Annotated in this window: 27 protein-coding genes and 1 pseudogene; 13 read left to right on the top strand and 15 right to left on the bottom strand. The window is 37.0% G+C overall.

Features of this window, described 5'->3' with window-relative positions; translation table 11 throughout:
• Nucleotides 1–8: 8 nt before the first annotated feature.
• Nucleotides 9–1,232, bottom strand: a complete 1,224-nt coding sequence (locus B1NLA3E_RS04245) for a metallophosphoesterase family protein (RefSeq protein WP_015592605.1) — start codon at nt 1,230–1,232, stop codon at nt 9–11.
• 585 nt (nt 1,233–1,817) lie between these two features.
• Between B1NLA3E_RS04245 and B1NLA3E_RS25950 the strand changes: the two genes are divergently transcribed.
• Nucleotides 1,818–1,937: a transposase gene (locus tag B1NLA3E_RS25950; protein WP_236619604.1), complete on the top strand. Its 120-nt coding sequence runs from the start codon at nt 1,818–1,820 to the stop codon at nt 1,935–1,937.
• Nucleotides 1,938–2,020: 83 nt separating this feature from the next.
• Nucleotides 2,021–2,226 (top strand): annotated as a pseudogene (locus B1NLA3E_RS25530) (transposase); the annotation flags it as partial.
• 304 nt (nt 2,227–2,530) lie between these two features.
• Here B1NLA3E_RS25530 and B1NLA3E_RS04240 read toward each other — a convergent pair.
• Both B1NLA3E_RS04240 and B1NLA3E_RS04235 read right to left on the bottom strand, forming a co-directional pair.
• Nucleotides 2,531–3,781 carry an ABC transporter permease gene (locus tag B1NLA3E_RS04240; RefSeq protein WP_015592604.1) on the bottom strand — a complete coding sequence of 417 codons (1,251 nt, stop codon included), beginning with the start codon at nt 3,779–3,781 and terminating at the stop codon, nt 2,531–2,533.
• Nucleotides 3,774–4,673, bottom strand: coding sequence for an ABC transporter ATP-binding protein (locus tag B1NLA3E_RS04235; protein ID WP_015592603.1), 900 nt, complete (start codon nt 4,671–4,673; stop codon nt 3,774–3,776). Before B1NLA3E_RS04235 ends, B1NLA3E_RS04240 begins: the two co-directional genes overlap by 8 nt.
• 141 nt (nt 4,674–4,814) lie before the next feature.
• On the opposite strand from B1NLA3E_RS04235, the gene B1NLA3E_RS04230 reads away from it, so the two are divergent.
• Nucleotides 4,815–5,000, top strand: a complete 186-nt coding sequence (locus B1NLA3E_RS04230; protein WP_015592602.1) for a YhzD family protein — start codon at nt 4,815–4,817, stop codon at nt 4,998–5,000.
• Between the two features lie 60 nt (nt 5,001–5,060).
• Here B1NLA3E_RS04230 and B1NLA3E_RS04225 read toward each other — a convergent pair whose 3' ends face one another.
• The 3 genes from B1NLA3E_RS04225 to B1NLA3E_RS04215 form a co-directional block, all read right to left on the bottom strand.
• Entirely contained in the window at nt 5,061–5,852 is a 792-nt protein-coding gene (locus tag B1NLA3E_RS04225) for an enoyl-CoA hydratase (protein WP_015592601.1), read from the bottom strand.
• Between the two features lie 179 nt (nt 5,853–6,031).
• A complete protein-coding gene (locus tag B1NLA3E_RS04220) occupies nt 6,032–6,901 on the bottom strand; it encodes a Cof-type HAD-IIB family hydrolase (RefSeq protein WP_015592600.1) in 870 nt (289 codons plus the stop codon).
• Nucleotides 6,902–6,980: 79 nt separating this feature from the next.
• On the bottom strand, nt 6,981–7,331 hold the full coding sequence (locus B1NLA3E_RS04215) for a YlbF family regulator (RefSeq protein ID WP_015592599.1): 351 nt from the start codon (nt 7,329–7,331) through the stop codon (nt 6,981–6,983).
• Between the two features lie 247 nt (nt 7,332–7,578).
• On the opposite strand from B1NLA3E_RS04215, the gene B1NLA3E_RS04210 reads away from it, so the two are divergent.
• The 4 genes from B1NLA3E_RS04210 (at nt 7,579) to B1NLA3E_RS04195 (ending at nt 11,470) form a co-directional block, all read left to right on the top strand.
• Nucleotides 7,579–8,946, top strand: a complete 1,368-nt coding sequence (locus B1NLA3E_RS04210; RefSeq protein WP_041580903.1) for a YheC/YheD family protein — start codon at nt 7,579–7,581, stop codon at nt 8,944–8,946.
• Nucleotides 8,947–9,074: 128 nt separating this feature from the next.
• Nucleotides 9,075–9,287 (top strand): DUF5342 family protein, encoded by a 213-nt coding sequence (locus B1NLA3E_RS04205; RefSeq protein WP_041580292.1) that lies wholly within the window; start codon nt 9,075–9,077, stop codon nt 9,285–9,287.
• 60 nt (nt 9,288–9,347) lie between these two features.
• A complete protein-coding gene (locus B1NLA3E_RS04200) occupies nt 9,348–10,247 on the top strand; it encodes a PucR family transcriptional regulator (protein ID WP_015592596.1) in 900 nt (299 codons plus the stop codon).
• Between the two features lie 122 nt (nt 10,248–10,369).
• Nucleotides 10,370–11,470, top strand: coding sequence for an ABC transporter ATP-binding protein (locus B1NLA3E_RS04195; RefSeq protein WP_015592595.1), 1,101 nt, complete (start codon nt 10,370–10,372; stop codon nt 11,468–11,470).
• A 128-nt stretch (nt 11,471–11,598) separates the two neighbouring features.
• Here the strand turns inward: B1NLA3E_RS04195 and B1NLA3E_RS04190 are convergent, their stop codons facing one another.
• Complete coding sequence (locus B1NLA3E_RS04190) at nt 11,599–11,841, bottom strand: hypothetical protein (protein ID WP_015592594.1); 243 nt, start codon at nt 11,839–11,841, stop codon at nt 11,599–11,601.
• 264 nt (nt 11,842–12,105) lie between these two features.
• Here B1NLA3E_RS04190 and B1NLA3E_RS04185 point away from each other — a divergent pair, with 264 nt between their 5' ends.
• The gene (locus tag B1NLA3E_RS04185) at nt 12,106–12,309 is read left to right on the top strand and encodes an alpha/beta-type small acid-soluble spore protein (RefSeq protein ID WP_015592593.1); all 204 of its coding nucleotides are present in this window, start codon (nt 12,106–12,108) and stop codon (nt 12,307–12,309) included.
• Nucleotides 12,310–12,612: 303 nt separating this feature from the next.
• Nucleotides 12,613–13,233 carry an NAD(P)-dependent oxidoreductase gene (locus B1NLA3E_RS04180; protein WP_041580290.1) on the top strand — a complete coding sequence of 207 codons (621 nt, stop codon included), beginning with the start codon at nt 12,613–12,615 and terminating at the stop codon, nt 13,231–13,233.
• A gap of 246 nt (nt 13,234–13,479) precedes the next feature.
• Here B1NLA3E_RS04180 and B1NLA3E_RS04175 read toward each other — a convergent pair whose 3' ends face one another.
• The 4 genes from B1NLA3E_RS04175 to B1NLA3E_RS04160 form a co-directional block, all read right to left on the bottom strand.
• The gene (locus B1NLA3E_RS04175; RefSeq protein ID WP_015592590.1) at nt 13,480–13,944 is read right to left on the bottom strand and encodes a helix-turn-helix transcriptional regulator; all 465 of its coding nucleotides are present in this window, start codon (nt 13,942–13,944) and stop codon (nt 13,480–13,482) included.
• A gap of 112 nt (nt 13,945–14,056) precedes the next feature.
• Complete coding sequence (locus tag B1NLA3E_RS04170; RefSeq protein ID WP_041580289.1) at nt 14,057–14,215, bottom strand: FeoB-associated Cys-rich membrane protein; 159 nt, start codon at nt 14,213–14,215, stop codon at nt 14,057–14,059.
• Nucleotides 14,216–14,240: 25 nt separating this feature from the next.
• Complete coding sequence (gene feoB, locus B1NLA3E_RS04165; RefSeq protein ID WP_015592589.1) at nt 14,241–16,232, bottom strand: ferrous iron transport protein B; 1,992 nt, start codon at nt 16,230–16,232, stop codon at nt 14,241–14,243.
• A gap of 3 nt (nt 16,233–16,235) precedes the next feature.
• On the bottom strand, nt 16,236–16,460 hold the full coding sequence (locus B1NLA3E_RS04160) for a FeoA family protein (RefSeq protein ID WP_015592588.1): 225 nt from the start codon (nt 16,458–16,460) through the stop codon (nt 16,236–16,238).
• Between the two features lie 315 nt (nt 16,461–16,775).
• Between B1NLA3E_RS04160 and B1NLA3E_RS04155 the strand changes: the two genes are divergently transcribed.
• The 4 genes from B1NLA3E_RS04155 to B1NLA3E_RS04135 all read left to right on the top strand — a co-directional run bounded on the left by B1NLA3E_RS04155 (nt 16,776) and on the right by B1NLA3E_RS04135 (nt 20,561).
• Nucleotides 16,776–17,915, top strand: coding sequence for a sensor histidine kinase (locus B1NLA3E_RS04155; RefSeq protein WP_041580902.1), 1,140 nt, complete (start codon nt 16,776–16,778; stop codon nt 17,913–17,915).
• A 30-nt stretch (nt 17,916–17,945) separates the two neighbouring features.
• Nucleotides 17,946–18,494 carry a GNAT family N-acetyltransferase gene (locus tag B1NLA3E_RS04150; protein WP_015592586.1) on the top strand — a complete coding sequence of 183 codons (549 nt, stop codon included), beginning with the start codon at nt 17,946–17,948 and terminating at the stop codon, nt 18,492–18,494.
• Between the two features lie 251 nt (nt 18,495–18,745).
• Entirely contained in the window at nt 18,746–19,147 is a 402-nt protein-coding gene (locus B1NLA3E_RS04140; RefSeq protein WP_083935049.1) for a MerR family transcriptional regulator, read from the top strand.
• A 61-nt stretch (nt 19,148–19,208) separates the two neighbouring features.
• Nucleotides 19,209–20,561 carry a hemolysin family protein gene (locus B1NLA3E_RS04135; protein ID WP_041580899.1) on the top strand — a complete coding sequence of 451 codons (1,353 nt, stop codon included), beginning with the start codon at nt 19,209–19,211 and terminating at the stop codon, nt 20,559–20,561.
• Nucleotides 20,562–20,614: 53 nt separating this feature from the next.
• Here the strand turns inward: B1NLA3E_RS04135 and B1NLA3E_RS04130 are convergent, their stop codons facing one another.
• The 4 genes from B1NLA3E_RS04130 to B1NLA3E_RS04115 all read right to left on the bottom strand — a co-directional run bounded on the left by B1NLA3E_RS04130 (nt 20,615) and on the right by B1NLA3E_RS04115 (nt 25,637).
• Complete coding sequence (locus tag B1NLA3E_RS04130) at nt 20,615–21,943, bottom strand: TrkH family potassium uptake protein (RefSeq protein WP_015592583.1); 1,329 nt, start codon at nt 21,941–21,943, stop codon at nt 20,615–20,617.
• 107 nt (nt 21,944–22,050) lie between these two features.
• Nucleotides 22,051–22,653, bottom strand: coding sequence for a DedA family protein (locus B1NLA3E_RS04125; RefSeq protein ID WP_015592582.1), 603 nt, complete (start codon nt 22,651–22,653; stop codon nt 22,051–22,053).
• 466 nt (nt 22,654–23,119) lie between these two features.
• Entirely contained in the window at nt 23,120–25,255 is a 2,136-nt protein-coding gene (locus B1NLA3E_RS04120; RefSeq protein ID WP_083935048.1) for a heavy metal translocating P-type ATPase, read from the bottom strand.
• On the bottom strand, nt 25,248–25,637 hold the full coding sequence (locus B1NLA3E_RS04115; protein ID WP_015592580.1) for an ArsR/SmtB family transcription factor: 390 nt from the start codon (nt 25,635–25,637) through the stop codon (nt 25,248–25,250). The genes B1NLA3E_RS04120 and B1NLA3E_RS04115 overlap by 8 nt, the downstream gene beginning before the upstream one ends.
• Nucleotides 25,638–25,685: the final 48 nt, after the last annotated feature.

The following is a 25,685-nucleotide window of genomic DNA, read 5'->3' as shown; positions in this document are numbered from 1 at the left end:
TCCTCTCTTTATCCTTTTTTTAATAATTGAACTAAAATACTTTCCGCATCCTTTATAAGTTGTTCCTGTTCATGATCAGATAATAGTGTGACATATTTTCGTGCTGAGGAATGTTGATATAATGGTGACAAGCAATTCTTACTATTTTCATAATGATCCGTTGACTGAAATAGTTCAGAATAAAAATCTGCTTCTCCAATCATTTGTTCCCGATTCCATTGATTTGCCTCTTCTATGAATAAATCAACTGGCCATACAAACATAGACTCTTCGTCTTTTTCATCATCCTGTAGAGTTTCTAATAACTCTTCACTGGACAAAAGTTCTTGTTGAGTTTCCATCAAGGAAACATTTTTCAGCCTAATCGTTACTAGGATTCCTTGTCCTTCTTTTCGCATCTCTGAGATAATATTTCTTGATAACCGATAAAGATCGTCTACACTATTTGCAGATGTAGCATCACCTTCAATATCTTCCCATAGGACATCAGATGAGGAGATAAACTCGAGGCTTGTATTTGCTTCTGTTAAGGTGACAAGATAACAGCCTTTTTCCCCAGTCTCCTTACTATGTCTTCCTTGAATATTTCCTGGGTAAATAACCGGGGGGTCTTCGGATAAATGGGTACGCTTATGAATATGTCCCAACGCCCAATAATCAAATTGCTTTTCAAGCAAATCTGATAGAGTAAACGGGGCATATCGACCATGATCACTATTTCCTTCAAAATGCCCATGTAAAATGCCAATATGAAAATCCGCGCCTTCTTCCTTTATGTAATCGTCAATTCTTCTTTCTAGAACATGACGGCGCGGATAACTGAATCCATATAAGGATACTGTAGTCTTGTCTTTTGTCATGAATGTTTTTATTGCTACATCAGCCGGGAAAATATAAGCGTTTTGCGGCATTTGGATGTTTGCCCATTTCCCTTCAAGATGATCATGATTCCCATGTACAATGAAAACAGGAATTTGCTGAGCGTAAAGTCTTTCAATTTGCTTACGAAAGCGGGTTTGGGCTCGAATACTGCGATCCTCCCCATCAAATAGATCCCCTCCTAAAATAACAAAGTCAACTTGGTGCAAAATCGCTGCATCGATAATTTTTGAAAATGCGGTAAATGTGCTTTCCTGAAGCCGAGTAAAGATTGATTGGGGTAAATGTTTTAATCCCACCATTGGGCTATCCAAATGAAGGTCGGCTGCGTGAATAAAAGTTACTTTTTTCATTTTCCCCTCCGATTTTTGGTGTTATAGTGTAGTCACCTATTTTTATGTATCAGTATTTTTTACTTTTCTCCATTTTAGCATCTGGTAAAAGCGAATGCACGTTCTACCGAAAACTATTTATCAATTGAACACCAAATAAAAACTTAGCGTATCTCGCGTTAATTTGTTATAACGTTATTAATATATAGGCTTTTCAACAGGTCTGTTGATTTCCGTTCCAGACGCTTCGCTTTCCGCGGGGCGGGCGGTGAGCCTCCTCGGCGCTAAAGCGCCTGCGGGGTCTCACCTGTCCCGCTGCTCCCGCAGGAGTCTTCGCGTCCTCCACTCCAATCAACAAAGTTGATCCAATACAGATCTTCCACTCAACCAATAAATAATAAAAATAAGTGGTAAAATCAATGTTTAAGCCAAAAGCGTCTAACCAAAGTGAATATGAATTTGTGTCTATTGATAAATTAGTTTCAGACGATCACCTTCTTGGCTTGATTGAAAAATAATCGATTTTTCGTTTCTTCTTGAAAAAATCCGTCTTTATTATAGCGATGATAACGGAAGCCCTACTGATCCCCTTATTCTTTTTACATAATGTATATTGGTTATCTTTATGGCATTCGTTCTGAACGTCAATTAGAAAGGGAAATAAGAACAATTGTCGCCTACCGCTGGTTTTTAGGTTTGAAATTCAAGGACTCGGGAATATTTTGATGACCTAAACAGGCAATAGAAGAGGATAGAATCAAACACGGAAAAAGCCATTAAAAGAAAAGGAGAATCGCTTATCTAAATCTGGAAAAATGCTTTATAAATTTAGAAAAGAAAAAATTGAGCGAAGCTTCGCAGACTCAAAAGAGCTACATGGGCTTCGCTACTGCCGGTTACGGGGATTGAAGAATGTAAGTGAACAGGCTCTCCTACTGCAGTCTGCCAAAACATAAAAAAAATTGCAACACATTTAGCCAGGTTGGATAAGGTGTGTTGCAATTCTTTAGGTTGATTTGCTCCTTGTTGATTGGAGCGGAAGGTGCGAAGACTCCTGCGGGAGCAGCGGGACAGGTGAGACCCCGCAGGAGCTTTAGCGACGAGGAGGCTCAGCGCCCGCCCCGCGGAAAGCGAAGCACCTGGAGCGGAGATCAACAGGTCCCTTAGCATAGACAATCTCATATTAAAACGGCATTTAATGTTCTGACAAAATGAAAAATCACTGAGAAAATAACACTTTCGACAATCTAAGGCTGTCGAACTAATTCGACAGCCTTTTCTTTAAGTCCTTATACAATCTAATAAAAAAAATCCGAAGTTTATTTGTTTTTCGATAACTGCAAAGCCTTTTTTATATCTTTAAAAGAGGTAGATTTCCCATACATTAATACTCCACCCTTATATACCCGTGCACCAAAGATCGCTAACACGATAATAGTGAGAATCAAGATTCCAATCCCCAGCATTGCTTCCCAAATCGGAATATTTAACATTCCGACTCGAAGGAACATCAGCATTGGGGTAAAGAAAGGAATAAACGAGGTAACCTTAACAAATGTTGCCTCTGGTTGCCCCAGGCCAAACATGGCCATCATAAACCCAGCAACCACCAATAACGTCATTGGTGTAATAACTTGTTGGACATCCTCAATTCTGCTGACAAGCGATCCCAAAAATGCTGCCAAAGTAGCATATAGGAAATAGCCAAGGATGAAAAAAATTACGGCATAAATAATAGTTGCGACCGGAATCTCCCCAAAACCAAAAAAGTCAAAGAACCCACCTTGTAATTCATCTAGGTTTTGCTTCACTGAAAAATATCCTACTGCTAGTGATAAAAGGAGTTGGGTCAGGCTTAGTAAACCAATACCCAATATTTTGGCAAACATCTGTGTTATAGGAGAAACACTAGAAATTAATATCTCCATTACACGCGATGATTTTTCCGTTGCAACCTCGGTCGCAATCATATTTGCATACATAATAACGGAAAAATAAATAATAAACAGTAAAAAGTAGACTAGTCCTCTAGCTTGGTTTAATTCCTGTTCTGTCTTTGCGTTCTTTTCTAAGGCAACCTGATTGAAGGATACTGGGTCATACAGCTTTACAAGTTGCTGTGGAGTTAAATTAATCTGTGATGCTGCAACTGTAACTTTGATTTGTTGTAAATAACTTTTCAGCTCGGTGGCTGTAGAAGAATCGGTAATACTCATTGCTTCATAGGTTGCTTTTGGAAGCTTATCCTCATTAAAACTGAGTCGTAATACTCCCTTGTACGTCCCCTTTTTAACCGCCTTTTCAGCTTCTGTTAACGATCCTGAAAACTCACTTAGCTTTAAGTCTTTATTTACTTCTTTCAAATGTTGTTTAAGTGGTACAAACAGTTGACCTGTTTCATCAATGACAGCAATTTTATTTTGATCATTTTTGTTAAAAAAATCGATGACTTTTGGCATATTTGTTAAGGCAATGATAATGACAATGGTAAAAGCAGAAGTTACCAAAAACGACTTCGTTTTAAGCTTTGATAAAAAAGTGTGCACTAAAATAATAAAGAAACTATTCATAAGAAGCACCCACTTTCTCAATAAAGATATCATTCAAAGAAGGCTCTTCTAACTCAAACTTGCGAATGAATCCTTTTCCAACAATCTCCTTTAGAATCCGATCTGCGACCTCTTCCCCTTCCACTTGCAACCGAACACCTTCAGCCGTTTGTTTGTATTTCAACACACCTAAAGATGAGGACAAAAAGTCCATGGGAAAATCAGCATGTATGATGATATTTTTTTTTCCAAAAGCACGCTTTATTTCTTTTAAATTCCCTTGAACAACGGGACTCCCCTTCTGGAGAATACATAGATGTTCGCACATTTCCTCTACATGCTCCATTCGGTGACTGGAGAAGACAATCGTGGCACCAGCTTCCTTCAACCCCAGTACTGAATTTTTCAGTAGTTCAACATTGACCGGGTCCAACCCGCTAAATGGCTCATCAAAAATTAATAATTTAGGTTTATGTATAACAGCAGCAATGAATTGGATTTTTTGTTGATTTCCTTTCGATAGCTCTTCCACTTTCTTATCAGCATATTCAGGAATTTTAAATCGTTCTAGCCAATAGGTTAGCTCTTTATTTGCGTCAGCCTTTGACATTCCCTTCAGTCTCGCCAAATAAATAAGTTGCTCACGAACTTTTAGCTTAGGATACAATCCCCTTTCTTCAGGTAAATACCCAATCAGACTGCTGACCGAATAGTCGATTGGTTTACCACCCCAAAGAATATTACCTTCATTAGGCACTAGCAAACCTAAAATCATTCTGAATGTAGTGGTTTTCCCAGCCCCATTTGCTCCAAGAAATCCGAACATTTCTTTCTCCGGAATGGTTAACGACAGGTTGTCTACTGCTGAAAAATCGCCAAAGCGTTTGGTTACATGATTAATATGTAAATCCATTTAATTACCTCCTTCCATTCATCTCAATTATACGAAACTATTTATAGAAAAGATTCATTTCATTAAAATCTTTGCCAAAAATTTAAAAATATGTAAAAATAAAATATAATCATCAGAATATTCTAATAAGGGGCGCTAATAATGGTAGCTTACAAACTCACCGCTTTTGATCCAAATGGTCATAAACTGATAGATGAATCATTTAATGCAAACAATGAGGAGGAGGCGAAACGACAGGGTGAACAACTTCTTAAAGAAAAGGACCTTATTGATAAAACTCACCGCTGCACCTCTTCAGCTGGAAAGCTAATCCTGTTTCATCCGTAAAAAAGCAAAGAGCCCAAGCGCTCTTTGCTTTTTTTGTAGTTAGGAACTATATATGTGGAGTTATCGGCCAATAAACTTTGGCTGACGTTTTTCAACGAACGCAGAAATTCCTTCCTTATGATCGATGGTTTCACGCATTTTTATCTGAGCATTCTTTTCTAATTCCAGTACCTTCAACAACTCAGGTCGATTATTTTCAGCAAATATTTTCTTGGTCTTAATCATTGCTTGAATCGGCTCGTTTAACCATTCCTCAACTTTTGCCTCTAAAGCAATATGTATATTATTTTCAACCACTTCATTAATGATTCCAAACCTTTGAGCTTCATTAGCAGACATTTTTTCCCCTTTCCAAATGATCTGCTTTGCTTTTGATTCTCCCACAAGCTTCTCAAGGAAAAAATGAGCTCCCCCATCAGGTATAAGTCCAATTTTGATAAAATTCATGGCGATTTTACATGAGCTATCTGCCAAAATATAATCCGTTGCTAGTGCAAGACTCAAACCCAGACCAGCTGCTGCACCCGTAATGGCACTGATAGTAAGCTTTGGTAAACAATAAAGAGTGATTACTAATTCACTAATGGTTTCCATCACCGAAAGGAAATCGCTTTCATCAATATCCATAAGCATTGTTTTAATATCCCCACCAGCAGAGAATACCGGCCCTGCTCCGGTTAACACCACGATATCAAGATCATCCGATATGCTTATTTCCTTCAATTTAATAGCAAGACACTTAATAAGATCTTTATTTAACGCATTTAAAGCTTCTGGCCTATTCAATTCTACTGTCGCAACTCGGCCATTTACAGTAACATTAACCGGCTCAATAATAATCCTTCCCGTCACTGAAAATCCCCCCCTTTATCTTCAACTATCATTATAAATGGAAGTTGTACGAGATGGTAAGACTTTTCTAAAAATTTTATACAATTATTTTACTTGATAGAATTTTAGCTTCGAAAGGTACCCCACAACAATAGGGCTCCCCAAATCCTGTTTACCAGGTTATGGAAGAGCCCCGTTCACTATTTAATAATATTCATTTTTTTGAGAAACTCAATTGGCTGCTGTTTTCGAAAATGTTCTTTTACCATGTACGAAATCCCTTGTTCATTTTGGGACCTGGTAATCCAGTCTGCTGCTTGTTTAACGGCTCCAGGCGCATTCCCCATCGCCACTCCTAGTCCAGCAGCCTCGATCATTGGAATATCATCCAAGTCAGCTCCAATTGTCACCATCTCTTTCCTCGAGATTCCGAGCTGTTCTCCTAAATAAATGAGACCATTCAGCTTTGAAACTCCAGACGGTACAATATCCAACCGTAATGGGTCTAACTCGGTCATATCTACCTCAGTAAACATTTGCGATATAGCTTTTTTCCCATCTTCAAGTTCTTCTTTGTTTTCGAAAAATACCTCTATTTTCGGAGGAGCAATATGTTGTTCGACAATGCTTTCACTAATACTGTCGACAAATTGGTGAGCATATAGTGCAGGTTCTCCAGAACTACTAAACACTGTTTTAGCTAATAAATTATGATTTGTTTTTGATTTATTAATTAACGAGAAACGTTCATGAAGAATCCTAATTTGACATGAGAGTCCTTCAAGAAACCGGACTATCTCATAGGTTACTTCTTCAGGAATCCTTTTAGCGAGAATCTGTTTTTCTACTGCATTAGCAATATAGCCACCTCGATGTGTGACTAGCATTGACGGAATTTTTAATGTTTTAGCTACCCTACTAGCTGATGGGAAACTCCGTGATGTCACGAGGGTAACATATATACCTTTTTGCATGACATACGCTATTGCCTCTTTAGAAGAGCGGTGAAGTTTTCCATTTGACTGCAGAAGTGTCCCATCAATATTTAAAGCAAGCAATCGGTAAATCATTGATTGGCCCCCTATTCTAAGATGTAAGTGTCTTATAAAGATGTATGAATAGGGGTGAGCAATTAGAACTTTGCAGTGATTATTGATGTGTGCTGTACAATTCCTCCAACGGCTTCATAATTACTTTATTAAGGTCTGCAATGACCATACTCATCCGCTGTTCAGCTTCCATTAATCCAGCAATTTTTGGATGTTGTTGCACTAATTCTACCGTTCTTTGAGCCTGTTCAATTTCTTGTTGAGAAATTTCCTGACCCATCATCTGTTTTTGCTGTAAATTTAGTTGAATTGTACGAAAACTTTCAAACATTTTTTTTGCTGCTTCATCAGCGTAAACATCCTGATACATTTTTTGTAATCGTGCATATTCATCACTCTGACGAACTGCCTTCTCTAATTCATAAGCGGCATCATACAAATTAACGGCCATAGCAATCTCTCCTTTTATTAAACAATCCATTTTACTATACCAAAGCATGCCTCTAATTGCGATATGATCAAGCTTTTCATTACTGCTTGAATTTTATCATTATATGAATGGACTCCCCGAAATATTATCGATGATTGAAAGGATCAACATTATGGGTGACGCACAATATGTTTTTTAAGTTCATAGGATACCATATCAGCTTTTGCCCATGTCAATTTCAAAGTACCGAAAGAGAGGAACCGATATGATGAGGAAACAATACCAAATTGTCATTGACCAAAACTTAAGTAACACAGTTTATCATCCTTCTGGACTTAAAAGCGAAGTCCAGATTCAAAGAATTTCCTTTGGTAGTAAGATGATTGAAGTCGAGTGCCTTCCCCATCCTGACCAGAAAGATCTACTTGTAATCAGCGAGGATGTCCAAGATGCCCTTCTCTTTCCAGATTTCCAATTACCACTTCATGTATTTGTTGATAATGGTACCCTGTTTCTTGGTCCATTAGTTGGTATTTTCACCTGTGGTTTTACTCCCTATCCCTTCCGACCAATTGGTGAACGTAGCGCTATCTTCGCCAAACTCCTGTCGACAGCGAAATCAGTCGGGGCCTTACCATTTGTTTTTGGGGAACAACATATAGATTGGGAAAATGGACAGATTAATGGTTTCTTTTATCATCAAAACAATTGGAAAAGAATGGACATCCCATTTCCGAATGTGATTTATGATAGATTGCCAAACCGACTTAGTGAAAAACTACTTAAACCTAAGAATATTAAAGAACGTTTACAGGAGGAATATTTAATTCCTTGGTACAATCCTGGCTTTTTTAACAAATTAGATATTTACGAGCGCCTTTATCAGAATGATGTTGTATCCAAATATTTGCCTGAGACCCTTTCGTTTCAATCCTTTTCTACGATAGAACGAATGTTAGCAGATTATGGTCATGTTTTTATCAAACCAAAAAACAGTAGCCTTGGGCAAGGCATTCATCAAATTATATTTAACAAAAAAAATAATACTTATTTTTGCCGCTATCAAGATGATCAAGGAGTAAATAAATTAACCAAGTTTAAGAGCTTGGAAAGCCTTGTTAAAAACATTTTCCCCAAGAAAAACCTAGCAACTATGCTTGTTCAACAAGGGATTCATTTAATGAGAATGGATCAACGTCCGATTGATTATCGAATCCATACTAATAAAGATGAACTTGGCAAGTGGCAAGTAACCGCGATTGCAGCGAAAGTGGCAGGACATGGAAGTGTTACAACTCATCTTCAAAGTGGTGGAGAAATAAAAACTATTGAAGACATATTTCCTGATCAAATTGAGCGGCAAAAATACTTGAACAAGTTAAATGAAGTTGTTATTGATATGAGTATCGCGCTTGAACAACAAGTCCAAGGAATTATCGGAGAAGTTGGTTTTGATGTAGGAATCGATCGAAATGGTGATGTATGGGTATTTGAAGCTAACTCCAAGCCTGGAAGATCAATATTTAATCATCCACATTTAAGAAAGTTTGAGGTGCTATCAAGAAAACTCTCCCTAGCATTTGCTGTTTTTTTATCAGAACAAGCAATAAAAAATCCTGAGGAAATATTTAAATAAGGCTTACTTTTTTTGCCCTCGGAGTGACCGTAGCAGCTATCTTTTTGGCTTTTCGGTCACTTAAATACTTATTAATTGCGTTTGCTAGGTCCAATCCTTCAAAATATAATAAGAAGGAGGCGAAAAAATTGATTAATCACTTTCAATTTCAACCACTTTTCCAAAACAGTCAATTACCAGGTTGGAAGTTTTCATTTTTCTTTAAAAAACAGCAGTTCTCTGGAATCTACAACCAAACAGGAAAAATCGAATGGACCTCGACAGCTCCAGCATCAGAAGACCAAGAAATGCTTGTTTCCCAAATTCATGAATTAATGCTTTTTCATGTATACGATAATTAATCACAGAAAATGTAAAATGGAATTAGTTTCAAACATCATTTCAATCAGGAGAACAGACAAATGTTAAATAAACTTGCTACTCTCTACATAAACACCGTGGTAAGCTCCAACCCTCTTAATGATGGAAAATCTCTTTGCTACCACTGGTTTCGAAATCTAGAAAAAGGGAATTGGTTTGGGATTCCTAAGAACGAAATAGGCGATTCGGAATTAGCAGTTTTACAAACATTATTTGATTATATACCAATTTTGCCTTCCCCATTCTTCGGTTCTTTAGAAGCAAAAAAGTGGCAGCAATTTTTATTTTTAAAGGGAGATTCACCCATTACATATGGTCAGATCATACGAATTAGTCAATTTTCTTATTCAGGTGAAAAAATCCTTCTATCTGAATTGGAAGCAGCATTAAAGGGGTTTTTCCATAATAACACAATAATTGTATGGCAGGATCCCTTTAATGGATTGATTATCGAAATCAATCCACATCTTTTTGAGAATGATTTTGAGTCAATTGTCCAAACCTTAGAAAGTGAATTTTTCATCAATCCCTATTTTTATGTAGGAAGGCACCGTCCGTTATCAAATGAAACTCCGGTCATATTTTCAGATGAGAGTAAAATGTTTGAAAAGGGAAGATCACTTCTTCCTATGGAAAGAGTGTTAGGATTTGAAAAATTATTTCCTTTATTTATCACATTGCAATTATCAGATGAACTCCAAAAAATATTGCAGCGAGACCTATTGCCTGTTTTCTCAGAAGACCATGAGATGCTCGTTACGATTAAAGCATTTATTGAACATAATTTAAACGTGACGTTAACCGCAAAAAAATTGTTTATTCATCGAAATTCATTGCAATATCGATTAGATAAATTTACGGAGAAAACGGGTATAAACTTAAAGAGTTTTCAAGGTGCTGTTACTGTCTATCAAGCATGCTTACTTTTTGAATTATCTTAAGCCTTTTTGCAGTTCGCCTAAATTGTAATCAATTCTTTGTGCGAACTGCCCATATGTCTTCTCGAAGTATTTCGTTACACTATGATTAGAAAGCGAAAATATTACATATGGGGGAAGAACTAATGGCAGAACTTAAGCTAGATCATATTTATAAGGTTTACGATAATAAGGTCACAGCAGTAAGCGATTTCAATCTCCTTATTAAAGATAAAGAATTTATAGTTTTTGTAGGCCCATCAGGATGTGGTAAGTCTACCACGTTAAGAATGATCGCTGGTCTTGAGGAGATCTCTAAAGGTGATTTTTATATTGATAATAAACGAGTTAACGATGTACCACCAAAAGACAGAGATATTGCGATGGTATTTCAAAACTATGCACTTTATCCTCATATGACAGTTTATGATAATATGGCTTTTGGATTAAAGCTTCGAAAATTCCCGAAAGTTGAAATAGACAAACGAGTCCGGGAAGCAGCAACCACACTTGGTCTAGAAGAATACTTAACCCGTAAACCAAAAGCATTATCTGGTGGTCAACGTCAACGGGTTGCATTAGGACGAGCCATTGTCCGTGATGCCAAAGTATTCTTGATGGATGAACCTTTGTCTAATCTCGATGCAAAACTTCGTGTCCAAATGCGGGCGGAAATTGCCAAATTGCATCAACGGTTACAAACCACTACTATTTATGTTACTCATGATCAAACAGAAGCAATGACCATGGCAACACGTCTTGTCGTGATGAAAGACGGTATCATTCAACAGGTTGGGGCACCAAAGGATGTTTATGACTCACCTGAAAATATTTTTGTTGCTGGTTTTATTGGATCACCAGCGATGAACTTTTTCAAAGGAAAAATTGAAGAAGGCTATTTCAATGTCGGCACTGTGAAACTTGCGATTCCTGAAGGGAAAATGAAAATGCTCCGTGACCAAGACTATATTGGGAAAGACATTGTCTTTGGAATTCGTCCGGAGGACATACATGATGAACCAATTTTTATTGATGCATCTATAGGCTCGAAGATTTCCATTCAAATAGAAGTTGCCGAATTAACTGGAGCAGAAACAATGATCTATTCTAACCTTTTAGGACAGGAATTCATAGCACGTCTTGATTCACGAACTAACTTTAAACCTGGGGAAATGCTGGAACTTGCATTAGATATGAATAAGGCACATTTCTTTGATACGCAAACAGAATTAAGAATTCATTTATAAGCTCATGGGCCAATCTTATTCAAACAATAGGAAGACTGCGCCTTGCGTTAGAGACTAAAAGGAAGCAGACTAACAATCGATAGTTAGGATTAGAACCACATGCCTGACTGCGAATGAAGTCTGCTTCTTTATTCCTGAATGAATTGAATCTCGTTTCTACCACATAACAGACAACTCATTAAATGCGGACATTTGCTTCCAGAAAAAGTATTAGCATATCCATCTTCCAGCTTCAGTTCATCTATTTCCATATAGGCACTATAATCATCATAAAAGTCCATAATCCTTCCACTGTCATCCATAACCTTGCCACAAGAGGGACAAGTAACAGTAACTTGCTCAAACCCATTGCAAATTGGACACATCCCCATTAACTTCACCCCCCCATTTACGGTTATTATTTATATTGTTTCACGAGTTCGAAAGCATATGTATAATTAATTTTCCTAATGGGAAAAATTGCCGGTAATCGATCAGAATAATCCCCTCAAATAAAACCATAATAGTGAGTATACAACGAATAAATTATTTCTCCGATGGGTTAACCAAAGTGGAGCAGACATAATATCTGCTACTGGTGCAAATCCAGCCTACCCAACCATATTAATTAAAATTTTATGAGGAGATGATATTTAATGAGTAACCGAAGCAATTCCTCAAACAACTTACTAGTTCCTGGAGTAGAACAAGCGCTTGACCAAATGAAGTATGAGATTGCATCTGAATTTGGAGTCCAATTAGGTGCAGACACAACGTCGCGGGCTAACGGTTCTGTTGGTGGAGAAATTACAAAGCGTTTAGTTCAAATGTCTCAGCAACAACTTAGCGGTCAGTTTTAAAGTTCCTATTTCCAAAAATTGAATAAATATGGCAAAAGCCCCATTCTTTCGAGAATGGGGCTTTTCTAAAAAAAAGACTGCATGCAAATGCAAGCAGTTTATGAGGGTTTTTTAATTATGGAATAACTGATAAAATATACTAAAACCATTAAACTTGCGATTGCAAGCGTAATTGTAAATTGTTCCACGGTCATCCCTCCTAATTTTTATTTTTTCTGACAAATAAACAATTTAAATATATCATAACGAAATAATTATCAAAGGGATATTTGGTAATTTTCGTGTCTAGGGTGTGAACATTTCGTGAACATATGTGTTTTAGGAGCAAACGGAAGAGTGGGTTCTATCATTTTATCAGACGCACTGGAAGCAGGATATTCTGTCCAAGCTTTAGTGCGCAATCCAACATCCATTTTAAGTCATAAACCTTACCGTAACATAATTTTGGGAAACGTCCTAAATGATGCAGATTTAGATAGGGCCATGGCGGGAACTGATATTATCATCAGCGCATTAAGTACCGATGGGAGTTCCACTTTATCTCAAAGCATGCCGAAAATTATTGATAAAATGGAAATCCATAGGATCAAACGAATTATAACAATTGGGACAGCAGGTATTTTACAATCACGGAACGAACCAAACCTATACCGCTTTCAATCAAATGAATCTAGAAATAAGTCCACTTTAGCGACTGAGGATCATCTTCGTGCATATCTTCTGTTAAAACAGTCTAATTTGGATTGGACTATCGTATGTCCAACTTATTTACCATCCGGAGAAAAAACAGGAAATTATCGATATGAGCGAGATGTTCTTCCCCTACATGGTCAATCTATCTCAACCTCCGACACAGCTGATTTTGCTATTAAACAAATCCATTCAAAGCAATTTCTTAAAACTAGAGTGGGTTTAGCTTATTAAAACGAAAGCTGTGTTAAAGCTCAATGTTGATTTTTTGCACATGTTGATTGGAGTGGAAGGCGCGAAGACTTCTGCGGGAGCAGCGGGACAGGTGAGACCCCGCAGGCGCTTTAGCGCCGAGGAGGCTCACCGCCCGCCCCTAAGGTGCGCGAAGCGCCTGGAGCGGAAATCAACATTCTTGTTTAACAGAGCCAAAACGAAAAAAACTCCAAATCTGGAGTTTTTTTTGTTCGACTTATTATTAACCTAATAACTTTTTTCATTTTGCGTTAATTCTGCAAAACAAACCTTAGCAGCTTGTTCATCAAAACTACTGAAAACTCGATAATAATTTTGGTCAAGAATACGATAATGCAAGCTAAGAATATTTTGCTGGAGTATGAACTGTTTTTCTTTCGCAATCTCTCTCCACCAAATTTTCCCACCTAATGTTTTTTCTTTTCGATAATCAATGCCTTCTCTTGCAACCGTTTCTAATACTTCAAGCGGGTCACTACCAAATAAAAATTGGACAGTTTCTGTTTCGCGGAAAAGTGCACACACCGTTACAACAGTTGCCCAATTTGCATTTGCACGACCTTTTTCAATTTGAACGAGTGTTTTTTTTGAAAGGCCAATAATTTCAGCCATTTTATCCTGGTTATATCCTACCTCTGCTCTTATTAACCTTATTTTTTCCGATACTCTTAGGATAATCTCTTCCTTTGTCACAACTAGGTCATCCCTTTAACTCTTTTGGTGTAATTTTACACCAAATCAATACAATTTAATACATCACTTTCAACTGGCAACAAAATATTCATATTTGGCATATCTAAATCGATTATTTTTTCAATTTTGTTGTTTGACAGTCCTGACTTGTACAACCATCACTTAAAGAGCATGCGGCGCACTTTCCTTGTTTTGACCTGTTGATAAACCGTACCAAAGCCCAAATCGCATATCCAAAAATAGCTCCACCAATAAGCAAATTAACAATCATTTTAAACTCTCCCCCATTTAGGGCACTAAAACCCAAGCAGCCTTCCGCCCTGATAAATGACTAATGATAATAGATACGCAATAATTAATGCATAACCCATTGAAAAAGCTGTCCACTTTTTGGACCCAGTTTCTTTATAAATGGTAGCAACTGTTGCTAAACATGGTATATATAGTAATATAAACGCCATAAAGCTGTATGCTGCTAAAGGTGTAAATTGTTGGGCCAAAATTCCTTGAAGACCGGCATCATTAGGAGCAAAATAAATGATATTCATCGTTGAAAGAATTGCTTCCTTTGCTAAAAAACCAGTAATGAGCGATGCTCCTGCCTGCCATGTTCCGAATCCAATTGGTGCAAAAATTGGTGCAAAAATCCCCCCAATTGTTGCTAAAAAGCTTTCATCCATATTAACATTCAAACCATTAGGCCCCACATAGGCAAGTAACCATATTAATACGGATCCCGCAAAAATGAATGTTCCAGCTTTTTTAAGAAAGTTTTTAGCTTTATCCCACGTACTTCTCCACAATGCTCTGACCTGTGGCATCCGATAAGGAGGCAGTTCAATCACAAAAAGTGAAGTCTCTCCTTTTAAAAAGGTTGAAGAAAAGATTTTTGCCAAAATCAGCGATACGACAATTCCCAATACATATAGAGATAAAACAATAAATGCCTTATTTTTTAAGAAAAATGCTCCAACAAACAGTGCATACACTGGAAGTCGGGCTGAGCAGGACATCAACGGTGTTAATAAAATCGTTAATAACCGTTCTTTCGGTGTTTCAATGGTTCTTGCCGCCATAATACCTGGAACGTTACATCCAAATCCGATCATCATCGGGATAAATGCTTTACCGTTTAATCCGACTGATTCCATCAGGCGATCCATGACCAGCGCAACCCTTGCCATATAACCCGAATCTTCTAATATAGAAATAAACAGGAACAGGATAAAGATTTGTGGAACAAAAACTAGAACACCACCCACACCGGCCACGATTCCATCTAAAACAAGGTCCCTAATAAAACTCGAAGTTCCGGCTACATTTAAAAGCGAATCAATACCAGACGTAATCGGTCCTGATAAAAAGGAATCTAATGCATCCGATAACGGAAAGCCTAACCAGTCAAACGTTAGCATGAACATCAAATACATGATCATTAAAAAGATCGGAATTCCTAAAATCTTATTTGTGACAACTCTATCAATCTTTTCAGTAAACGGGACAATTACTTTATCTGCCCGGATACTTGATGCCTTTACAATAACTTCAATTGCAGTTCTTCTCTTTTGATAGATATAATGTTCAAGAGAATTTCCTTTTATAAACCCTTTTACTGAAGCAACGAATTCAATAATTTGTTGTTCCCCTATGATTGAATTCAAATAGTTTTTCACATTTTCGTTACCCTCAAGCAGCTGAAGAGCTAACCATCTCGGTGAATGTGGTGTCTTCCCTTCAACTATTCTTGCAAATTCTAAAATAGACAGTTCCAATTCCTTCCCGTAATCTACGATATTCCCGTTGATATTGGACATTTCGCTATCTGTTGCAATTTGTGACAAAATATCGCAGCCGTTTCCATTCCGGGCAATTACAGCTACCACAGGTATGCCTAATAATGATGCTAAACTCTCTGGCTTAACCTGAATCCCACGATTTTTTGCTACATCCACCATGTTTAAGCCAATGACGATCGGTTTACCGAACTCAAGGATTTGGATAGTTAAATGCAAATTCCGCTCCAATTGTGAAGCATCTAAAATATTAAGAAATTTATCACAGGCGCCTGTTAACAAAAAGTCCGTAACGACTCCCTCATCTTTTGAAAGCGGGCTTAATGTATAGATACCTGGTAAATCTATTAATTTAGCATAACTATTTTTAAATTGACCTACCTTTTTTTCAACGGTTACACCGCTCCAATTCCCAACATACTCATACGAGCCCGTTAAGTTATTAAACAATGATGTTTTTCCAGTATTTGGGTTACCTAATAGAGCAATTTCCATATATTATACTCTCTCCACTCTTATTCGACATGCTTCCTTACGGCGAATGCCAACACACTGACCACATGATTCAACCATGTAGGGGCCACCGAATGGCATAATACATTTAATACTTACTTCAGACCCGTCTGTAATTCCAAGATCGAGAAGCCGTCTTCTTACTAATGTATCTGCACCTGAAATATCCATTATTTTTCCTTTTTCACCTGTTTTTAAATATCCGAGCATTTGATCACCTCATATGAATTAAAATCACAATCATTGATAACTATTCTCATTATAGCGCATGAATCATTAATTGAGAATGATTATCTTTAGTTATAACAAAATTTTTTAATTTTGGCTGTGGGAAAACTCACAATGTTCTATTGTTCACTTTATTTTCAAACTTACCATCAAAATGTTAGAAAACATAAACCGGTCACATCTATGTTTTTGTTAAATTTTTTAAATTTTCTCATAAATTATAAAGGACTTTGTCTTTTTTAATCGAATACTTTCATAAATATGAGATATGAACGAAGAATGGGTGATACAATCAAAATGATAACAGCACCAAATAAAAGACTATTAAATTTGTTGATAGATCAAAAAAATGGGATTTTTAGTGAGTGGGAAAATAGGATTCTTGTTCCTCCCGATGATTTTTTCAAAGAAAAAGTTAAACAAAACCGTGAATACATTTTCCAAAATATTATTAATCTGTTAACAAAATCTGAGGAAGATCTAGACAGGAATTTGCGTAGGATCGCGACGATGGTTGGGGAGGAACGAGTTCTAGCCAACAGTAATATTGGTGATTTCGTCTATAATGTTAATGTGGGCCGTTCTGTTCTATTTCAATATTTAAGTAAGATGCATGTAGATTGGTCAGATCTTCAAATAATAATAAATGAAATTAATGACTTTTTTGATAAGTTCACATTTTACGCTGTTTCATACTATACTGAGGCAAAAGACAAAATAATTGAGGAAAAAAATCAGTTTATTGACTCAACGCACCAGGATCGATTAACACTACTTGGGCAAATGACTTCAAGCTTTGTCCATGAATTTCGTAACCCTCTTACATCAATTCAAGGATTTATCCAACTTTTAAAATCTGAATATCAGCAAATGAAATATTTAGACATCATTTCAAGTGAATTAGAACAATTAAACTTTAGAATTTCTCAGTTTCTACTTCTTTCTAAAAAGGAAATTATCGGCAAAGAAAAATCTATCTTTTCATTAAATGCTTTGGTTGATGAGGTTTTAACTTTTCTGTATCCAAGTATATTAGATAGTAAAGTGAAAATCCTTAATAATCTAGATTTAGAAGGAGAGATTGATCTATTTGGTTATGCAGACGAAATACGTCAAGTATTCATTAACTTAATTTTTAATGCGATTGATGTACTCAGCCAATACCGTAGTGATCCTACTATCCAAATAAAGTGCTCCAGGTTAGAAAATAACCATATTAAAATACTCGTTTCAAATAACGGTCCAATGATTCCAGAATCAAATCTTAATACCATTTTCGAACCATTTGTCACCACCAAGAAACTCGGGACTGGATTAGGATTATTCGTCTGCAGGGAAATTATCGAAAAACATAAAGGCCTTTTATCATGTGTTTCTATACCTGAACAAACTAATTTTATTATTACCTTACCCGTTGCAATGTCTGCAAAGAACTAAAGTTTGCGCCTAAAGGAGTCACTGCCACTTATGTTTTCATTAAAGGTAGATCAGGAAATTGAACTTCAATTATTTCAGCTCCACCACTCAGATGAATTATTCCAGGTTGTTGATTTGAACCGAGACCATTTACGGAGGTGGTTGCCTTGGGTTGATAGCATGACATCTCCCATACAATATCATTCCATCATACCGATGTGGTTAAAACAATTTGCTGAAAATACCGGGGTTCATACTGGGATACGTTTTAGGGGGCAATTAGTTGGTACAATAGGTTTCCATCACATGGATTGGACCAACTCACAAACAAGCATGGGCTATTTCCTTTCAAAAAATGCCCAAGGCTATGGAATTATGACTAAATCAGTTATAGCCCTAATAAACTATGCATTTTTTGAGCTTGGATTAAATCGAATTGAAATTCGTTGTGGAGAACATAACCTTAAAAGTCGGGCTATCCCAGAAAGACTTGGGTTTACTATGGAAGGAATGATCAGGGATGGAGAAAAAATTCATCGAACCTTCCACAATTTAATGGTTTATAGTATGCTCGCTAACGAATGGACCAAACGATTATAGAAAAATCTAAATAAGTAAAATAAGGCATCGTAATTTTATGATGCTTTTTTTTGCATATTTTTTTATCAATATAACAAAAAAATAAATTCTTTGTAATTTTTTCATATTTTCATACATATCAAAATCTTTTTATCATAAACTATAGATAACATTAATCTCTGAAGGGTAACGTTTGACTGTATGGTTTAAAATCAACTATAATGAATAGTAATTTACTATTATTGGGGTGATATGTTGGGGTATTCTATCGTATCGGTGAATTAGCACTTCTTGCTAATGTGTCTAAAAGGACTATTGACTATTATACAAGTCTTGGAATATTGCATGCCGAACGTTCAAAATCGAACTACCGTATTTATAATGAACAGTCTCTTACAGACTTAAAGTTTATCGAAGACTGCAAAAAAATACATCTTCCATTGGAAGAAATTAAAAGAAAACTAGAAATTAATAAATCAAAAGAGATCAAAAGCTCTGAGGTTGAAAAGCATATTAGTGATGTAACGAAGCAATTGCACCAGCTTCATTCCGAATTGTCTGCTATTTTCCCTTTAATTCAACAATTAGAGGAACAGCAAAAAACGGCATTATCTAAAAAGCTGTCTGTTGAATGCTCAGCTTTAATGCAATCCCTTTTGAGTCTAACAAGTTAATTTTTTTACTTACTGGGAGGTGACTCCTTACTCGTTATTAGTGCGAGCTAAGGAAAATTATTTGGACATATTAAACTTGGTTTTAATAGCCATTTTAATTGCTTTAACGGCATTTTTTGTCTCATCAGAATTTGCCATAATAAGAATAAGAAGTTCTAGAATTGACCAATTGATTGAAGAAGGAAACAAGAATGCTATTGTTGCGAAAAAAATAATCTCGAATTTAGATGAGTATTTATCAGCCTGTCAGCTTGGGATTACGGTCACAGCTCTAGGTCTTGGTTGGCTTGGAGAACCAACTATTGAACGTTTGCTCCGTCCGTTATTTCTAGGATTAAATATTCCTACCTCCATTACACATGTCCTTTCACTCGTCATTGCTTTTACAGTCGTTACATTTTTACATGTGGTTGTTGGGGAGTTGGCTCCGAAAACATTAGCTATTCAAAAAGCTGAATTTGTTAGTCTCGTTACAGCAAAACCGCTTATTCTGTTTTATAAAGTTATGTACCCATTTATTTGGGCTTTAAACGGTGCGGCGCGAGTAACAACAACAATGTTTGGCTTGAAGCAGGTTTCAGAACATGAATTGGCCCATACCGAAGAAGAGCTTCGTATTATCTTGTCGGAAAGCTATAAAAGTGGTGAAATTAACCAATCAGAGTTTAAGTATGTAAATAAAATATTTGAATTTGACAACCGAATTGCTAAGGAAATCATGGTCCCGAGAACAGAAATCATTTCATTGTCTAAGGATGATACCTTGGAAGAATTCCTGAAGGTTGCTAAAATAGAAAAATTCACTCGTTACCCAATTATTGATGGGGACAAAGACCATATCATTGGAATGGTTAATATAAAGGAAATTATGACCGATATCATTACCAATCATGAGTTGGGCAAACAGACACTGGAATCCTATACTCGCCCTATTATTCGAGTCATCGACTCTATTCCAATTCATGACTTACTGTTGAAAATGCAAAAGGATCGGATTCATTTAGCAATTCTAATGGATGAATACGGAGGAACATCTGGTTTAGTAACAGTAGAAGATATTCTTGAAGAAATTGTCGGGGAAATTCGTGATGAGTTTGATATGGATGAAGTGGCAATGATTCGTAAAGTAAATGAGGATCACTATATCATTGATGCAAAGGTTTTGGTTAGTGAAGTAAATGATTTATTTGGACTTGAGATAGATGATGAGGATGTCGATACAATTGGTGGCTGGATTCTAACTGAAAATTACGAGGCCAAAGAAAGCGATATTCTGCATTATGAGAACTATTCATTTAAAATTCAAGAAATGGAAGAACATCATATTAAATACGTTGAAGTATTCAAAAATGTACCAGTTGGTGAAACTGTTCATCATTTACCATTAACAACAAAATCAGAAGTCCTATCTTAAAATGAAACAGAGGCTGACTCATCATAACGAGTCAGCCTCTGTTTGCTTAATTATTATGTGTACAACTCTCCAGTTGGATAGCTTAGTTTTGATTTTTCTCGTTTGGTAAAAGAATAGACTAACGTTAGTGGGCCTAACTTCCCAAAAAACATAATCAAAATCACGATTATTTTTCCTAGGATGGACAAGCTTGACGTAAAATTCATGGATAAACCAACTGTACCAAATGCTGAAATCACTTCAAATAGAATTTGGAGAAAAGTCCCCTTTTCAGAAATTGCCAAAACTATGGTAACAAGAAAAATAAACAAGATACTTACTGTTGTAATCGCTAATGAACGGATAATTGCTTCATCTCGAATCCTCCGATGAAGAATATTCGTTTCCTGTTTCCCTTTTAAGAAAGTGATAACCGCTGCACTAATAATGACAAAAGTCGTTAACTTAATCCCACCCCCAGTAGAAGTACTACCAGCACCAACAAACATGAGAAACATCATAAACAGGGCAGTCCCAGGCTCAAGTGAACCAATGTCGATTGTATTAAAACCTGCAGTTCTGGTTGTGATAGCCTGGAAATAGGATGCCCATAGTTTACTAGGAAAATCTAATTTCCCGAGTGTGTTTGGATTATGGAACTCGGCAAGCAAGATAAACAGAAACGCTAACAAGTTTACCACCAATGTACTAATCAACATGACCTTTGAATGCAAAGAAATCTTTTTGAAATTTTTAACAGTGACAAGATCAAAAATAACCGTGAACCCTAATCCACCAACAATGATTAACGAGGTTATCATAATATTTACAGTTGGATCATGGACATATCGAGATAAATTATCTGGCCATAAAGAAAAACCTGCATTATTAAATGCGGCAATTGTATGAAAGATCGCATAATAAACCCCTTTTCCAATTCCAAGATCAGGAATCCAACGCAATGATAAAATAATCACGGATATGATTTGAACAGTAAAGGTAAAAATAAGAATTTTTCTGACTAAGCGGACCACTCCGCCAACAGAGGGTTGGTTTAAAGCCTCTTGCATAATTAATCTTTGTCTTATTCCAATCCTTTTACCCAGCATGATCATGACAAGGACTGTAAATGTCATGATTCCCAATCCACCTAACTGCATAAGAAACATGATGACAATCTCACCAAATAATGTAAACGTACTCCCAGGGTCAATCGTCGCTAAACCCGTAACTGTTGCCGCAGACGCTGCCGTAAAAAATGCATCAACCCACGTTATACCCTTTTCAGTTGCCATTGGAAGTTTTAATAATAACCCACCTGCAAAAACCAATGTAAAAAAAATAATCGCTAGCATTTGTGGAGGATTTAGACTAATTGGTTTGTACCAATTTTTCATGATCATTGGCTACACCCTTTTTACTATGTTTAAAATAGTTTAAAAATAGCTAACAAAAAAGAAGGATGAGATTTACATCACTCTTCTATTAACGGTTTTAGTTTTCAATACTTCTACAGAGAATCAGGGTTTGTGTTTCCCCTTCTTTTAACTAAATAATAGATAATCCCTATAATGAGCGCCCCTATAATAGCTGGAACAATATATGGCTGTGCGAACCCTTTTATATCTGCCCAGTTTTTACCCAAGACTGTTCCCAAATACAAAAATAAAATGGTCCAAGGAATGATCGCTGCTAGTGTATACACAGTAAATTTAACCGGTGACATTTTGGCAATACCCGCAGGAATCGAAATAGCATGCCGGACAACGGGGATAAATCGTGCTGAAAAAATAACCCCAGTACCATATTTTTTAAACCATTCTTCAGCTAAATCAATATGCTTTTTATGAATCAAAATATATTTTCCGTACTTTTCTAGAAATGGTCGCCCACCGTAATAGCCTATCCAGTATAAAAATAGTTGTGCTATCGTCCCACCAATGGAACCTGCAATCACCGCTCCAACAAAGGATATTTTCCCTAAAGAAATTAAATATCCTCCATAACCAAGCACAATTTCACTTGGAATAATTTCAATCATTAAGCCAAGGGCTATTCCAAAATAGCCTAAATCTGTTAATGCTACTAAAATCGATAAAACAAAATCCGTCATTACATCACCCGTTGATTTAATTTTTAATAAAAAACCTAATAAGTTCAGTTTACAGGTGGAATTTTATTACTGCAACTTCTGAATGATTAAAAATAGGTTAAAATTCAATAATAAAAATTAAAAATAATATTAGAATAGTTTTTTCGCTTGAAATCGGTCGAATTGAGAAAATAACTTTTTTCGACAATCTAAAGAGGAGCAAATTTGCTCCCCTTCCGTGTTTATTTTTGGCTCTTTTCTAAAAGATTGTTGTTTTTTAAATAGGGTTTGTGAAAAGCAAACCGTTGATAAAGAAGTTGATTGGAGCGGAAGGTGCGAGACTCCTGCGGGAGCAGCGGGACAGGTGAGACCCCACAGGCGCCTAAGCGCCGAGGAGGCTCACCGCCCGTCCCGCGGAAAGCGAGCATCCTAGAGCGGAAATCAACCACACTTCTCTTAAATAGCAACAAAGTTTACGAAAACAGCCTTATTTTTTTACATTTAATAAACGTAGGCCGTTTAAGGTTACCAATAGGGTTGCCCCCATGTCTGCAAAAATGGCAATCCACAGCGTAAGCCAGCCTGGGACAACTAATAACAGTGCTAAAATTTTAACAGCTAACGAGAAGGTAATATTCTGTTTAATGATCATTAAAGCCTTTCTGCTGAGTTTAATTGTAAACGGTAGTTTGCTTAAATCATCACCCATTAAGGCAATGTCAGCCGTTTCTAGAGCGGTATCTGTTCCCGCTCCACCCATCGCAACTCCGACCGACGCGGCGGCAAGGGCAGGTGCATCGTTAATGCCGTCCCCAACCATTGCTACATTTCCATACTCAGCCCGAAGTTTTTTGATCATCGTTAGCTTATCCTGAGGGAGCAATTCAGCTTGGATATCTGTAACTCCAACCAAGGCTCCCACCGCCTTTGCTGTTCCTTCGTTGTCACCTGTAAGCATGAGCGTTTTTTTGATACCGAGAAAATGTAACTTCTGAATAATCTCGTGACTTGTTTCTCTCACTTCATCAGCAACAGCGATAATCGCCAATACTTGAGACTCATTTCCAAGAATCATTACAGTTTTCCCTTGATCTTGGAGGGAGCTAATTTCAGTTCTAATACTTCCCTTTATCCCATCCTCAAACAATTCCTCAAATAACTTAGGGCTCCCAACATAATAGGAAGTTCCCTTTATTATCCCCCTGACCCCTTTCCCTGTTAGCGAGGTGAACTCATCAACTTGGATATCTTGATAAAAGACAGATTGCTGTTCGGCTTTTTTCAAAATTGCTGAGGCAAGTGGATGTTGAGAACTGTATTCTAGTGCGGCAATTAAGGATAATAAAGTATTCTTATCAAGATTATTATAGGACATAAAATCGGTCACAATCGGGTGACCTTTAGTTAATGTTCCTGTCTTATCAAATGCAACGGCTTTAATTGCCCCTAGCACTTCTAAATATATCCCACCCTTAATTAATACTCCGTTCCGTGCTGCGTTTCCAATCGCAGTCACAATTGAAACAGGAGTTGAAATCACTAATGCACACGGACAACCAACGACTAACGCTGATAATCCTTGGTAAATCCACTTTTCCCAATCTGCACCAAACAGTAACGGAGGCAATACTGCCACACATAGTGCTACCAACATGATAGTAGGCGTATAGTATTTAGCAAATTTATCAACAAATGCCTGTGAGGGTGCACGTTCTGCTTGAGCTTCCTCGACAAGATGAATAATCTTAGCAATTGTGGTGTCCTCAACATGTTTTGTAACCTGGACTTCAAGTAGGCCTTCTTCATTTAACGTACCAGCGAATACTTCATCATCAACTGTTTTTGAAACAGGGACGGATTCACCGGTTATTGCGGCTTGATTAACCGTAGAGAGTCCCATCATTACAGTCCCATCCATCGCTATTTTCTGTCCGGGTTTTATAATCATGATATCGCCTATGTTCATTTCAGCAACGTTTATGAGAAATTCCTTCCCATTGCGACGAACTAGAGCTTCTTTCGGAGCAATATCCATTAATGAGCGAATCGAAGCCCGGGCTTTGTCCATTGAATATCGTTCTAGTGCCTCACTGATTGCAAACAGGATGACCACGATAGCTCCTTCACTCCATTCCCCGATAATCACCGCTCCAATAATGGCAATTGTCATTAGGGACCGCATATCAAACTCGAGGCGGATAAGGTTTTGAAAACCTGTCTTAAATAAAGGATAGCCACCCAGTAGAATTGCTATTAAAAAGGCTAAGATGGTTTGAGTGCTATCTTCCCCACTTATTACTTGAGAAATGTAACCAATCGCAATCAATACGATGGAGGTAAAAATTTTCGAATAAGCTTTAATGAACGGTTCTTTTCTTTGCTCTGGTAGAACCGTATTTTCTGGACTAATTTTTATATTTTCAAAAGCTCCAGCCTGTTCCAGCTCTTCAATTGTGGGATTCCCATAAACCGTAAGCTTGGCAGCGCCAAAGTTGACAATTGCATCTTCAACACCATCCAGGTGTTTTACGTTCTTTTCGAACTTTGCAGCACAGCTTGCTCAAGAAAAGCCTTGCACACGATACACTGTTTTATTCTGTTGTTGCGCAGTTGTTTCAGACACGTTCCTCCACCTCCTTTTGGTGAGAAAAGGTAACTTGGATCAATTGCCTTACATGCTCATCATCAATCGAATAAAAGACGAGTTTCCCCTCTTTACGGTATTTGGCAATTCCAAGCTTTCGGAGGTGGCGGAGGTGGTGAGAAGCAGTTGCAACTGATGAGCCTACAATATTTGCCACATCACATACACAAAGCTCAGGTTCGATTGACAATGCGTAGGTAATTTTGATTCTTGTGTCATCAGAGAGTGCTTTAAATATCTTTGCGACATCAATGGTATTATGCCCTTGAAGTGCCGCACGCACCCGATTTACTTTCGTTTGATCTACACATGTTACTTCACAAACATCATTCTCAAACAAATAAGCCACCCCATTTAACATTCAAATACTCGTTTGATTATATAATATTCAAATATCCATTTGAATGTC

Source organism: Bacillus sp. 1NLA3E (genome assembly GCF_000242895.2).
In the GTDB taxonomy this organism is placed as follows: domain Bacteria; phylum Bacillota; class Bacilli; order Bacillales; family Cytobacillaceae; genus Bacillus_BU.
Note: the sequence above shows the minus strand (reverse complement) of the source record. Positions and strands in the feature narration are given on the sequence as shown.

Coding starts and splice junctions, on each gene's coding strand:
- B1NLA3E_RS04185 (WP_015592593.1), top strand. CDS start 12,106: ATGAGTAACCGAAGCAATTCCTCAAACAACTTACTAGTTCCTGGAGTA.
- B1NLA3E_RS04155 (WP_041580902.1), top strand. CDS start 16,776: ATGATAACAGCACCAAATAAAAGACTATTAAATTTGTTGATAGATCAA.
- B1NLA3E_RS04195 (WP_015592595.1), top strand. CDS start 10,370: ATGGCAGAACTTAAGCTAGATCATATTTATAAGGTTTACGATAATAAG.
- B1NLA3E_RS25950 (WP_236619604.1), top strand. CDS start 1,818: ATGTATATTGGTTATCTTTATGGCATTCGTTCTGAACGTCAATTAGAA.
- B1NLA3E_RS04215 (WP_015592599.1), bottom strand. CDS start 7,331: ATGGCCGTTAATTTGTATGATGCCGCTTATGAATTAGAGAAGGCAGTT.
- B1NLA3E_RS04160 (WP_015592588.1), bottom strand. CDS start 16,460: ATGCTCGGATATTTAAAAACAGGTGAAAAAGGAAAAATAATGGATATT.
- B1NLA3E_RS04210 (WP_041580903.1), top strand. CDS start 7,579: ATGAGGAAACAATACCAAATTGTCATTGACCAAAACTTAAGTAACACA.
- B1NLA3E_RS04150 (WP_015592586.1), top strand. CDS start 17,946: ATGTTTTCATTAAAGGTAGATCAGGAAATTGAACTTCAATTATTTCAG.
- B1NLA3E_RS04170 (WP_041580289.1), bottom strand. CDS start 14,215: ATGATTGTTAATTTGCTTATTGGTGGAGCTATTTTTGGATATGCGATT.
- B1NLA3E_RS04190 (WP_015592594.1), bottom strand. CDS start 11,841: ATGGGGATGTGTCCAATTTGCAATGGGTTTGAGCAAGTTACTGTTACT.
- B1NLA3E_RS04115 (WP_015592580.1), bottom strand. CDS start 25,637: ATGTTAAATGGGGTGGCTTATTTGTTTGAGAATGATGTTTGTGAAGTA.
- B1NLA3E_RS04200 (WP_015592596.1), top strand. CDS start 9,348: ATGTTAAATAAACTTGCTACTCTCTACATAAACACCGTGGTAAGCTCC.
- B1NLA3E_RS04220 (WP_015592600.1), bottom strand. CDS start 6,901: ATGATTTACCGATTGCTTGCTTTAAATATTGATGGGACACTTCTGCAG.
- B1NLA3E_RS04245 (WP_015592605.1), bottom strand. CDS start 1,232: ATGAAAAAAGTAACTTTTATTCACGCAGCCGACCTTCATTTGGATAGC.
- B1NLA3E_RS04125 (WP_015592582.1), bottom strand. CDS start 22,653: ATGACGGATTTTGTTTTATCGATTTTAGTAGCATTAACAGATTTAGGC.
- feoB (WP_015592589.1), bottom strand. CDS start 16,232: ATGGAAATTGCTCTATTAGGTAACCCAAATACTGGAAAAACATCATTG.
- B1NLA3E_RS04235 (WP_015592603.1), bottom strand. CDS start 4,673: ATGGATTTACATATTAATCATGTAACCAAACGCTTTGGCGATTTTTCA.
- B1NLA3E_RS04130 (WP_015592583.1), bottom strand. CDS start 21,943: ATGATCATGAAAAATTGGTACAAACCAATTAGTCTAAATCCTCCACAA.
- B1NLA3E_RS04240 (WP_015592604.1), bottom strand. CDS start 3,781: ATGAATAGTTTCTTTATTATTTTAGTGCACACTTTTTTATCAAAGCTT.
- B1NLA3E_RS04230 (WP_015592602.1), top strand. CDS start 4,815: ATGGTAGCTTACAAACTCACCGCTTTTGATCCAAATGGTCATAAACTG.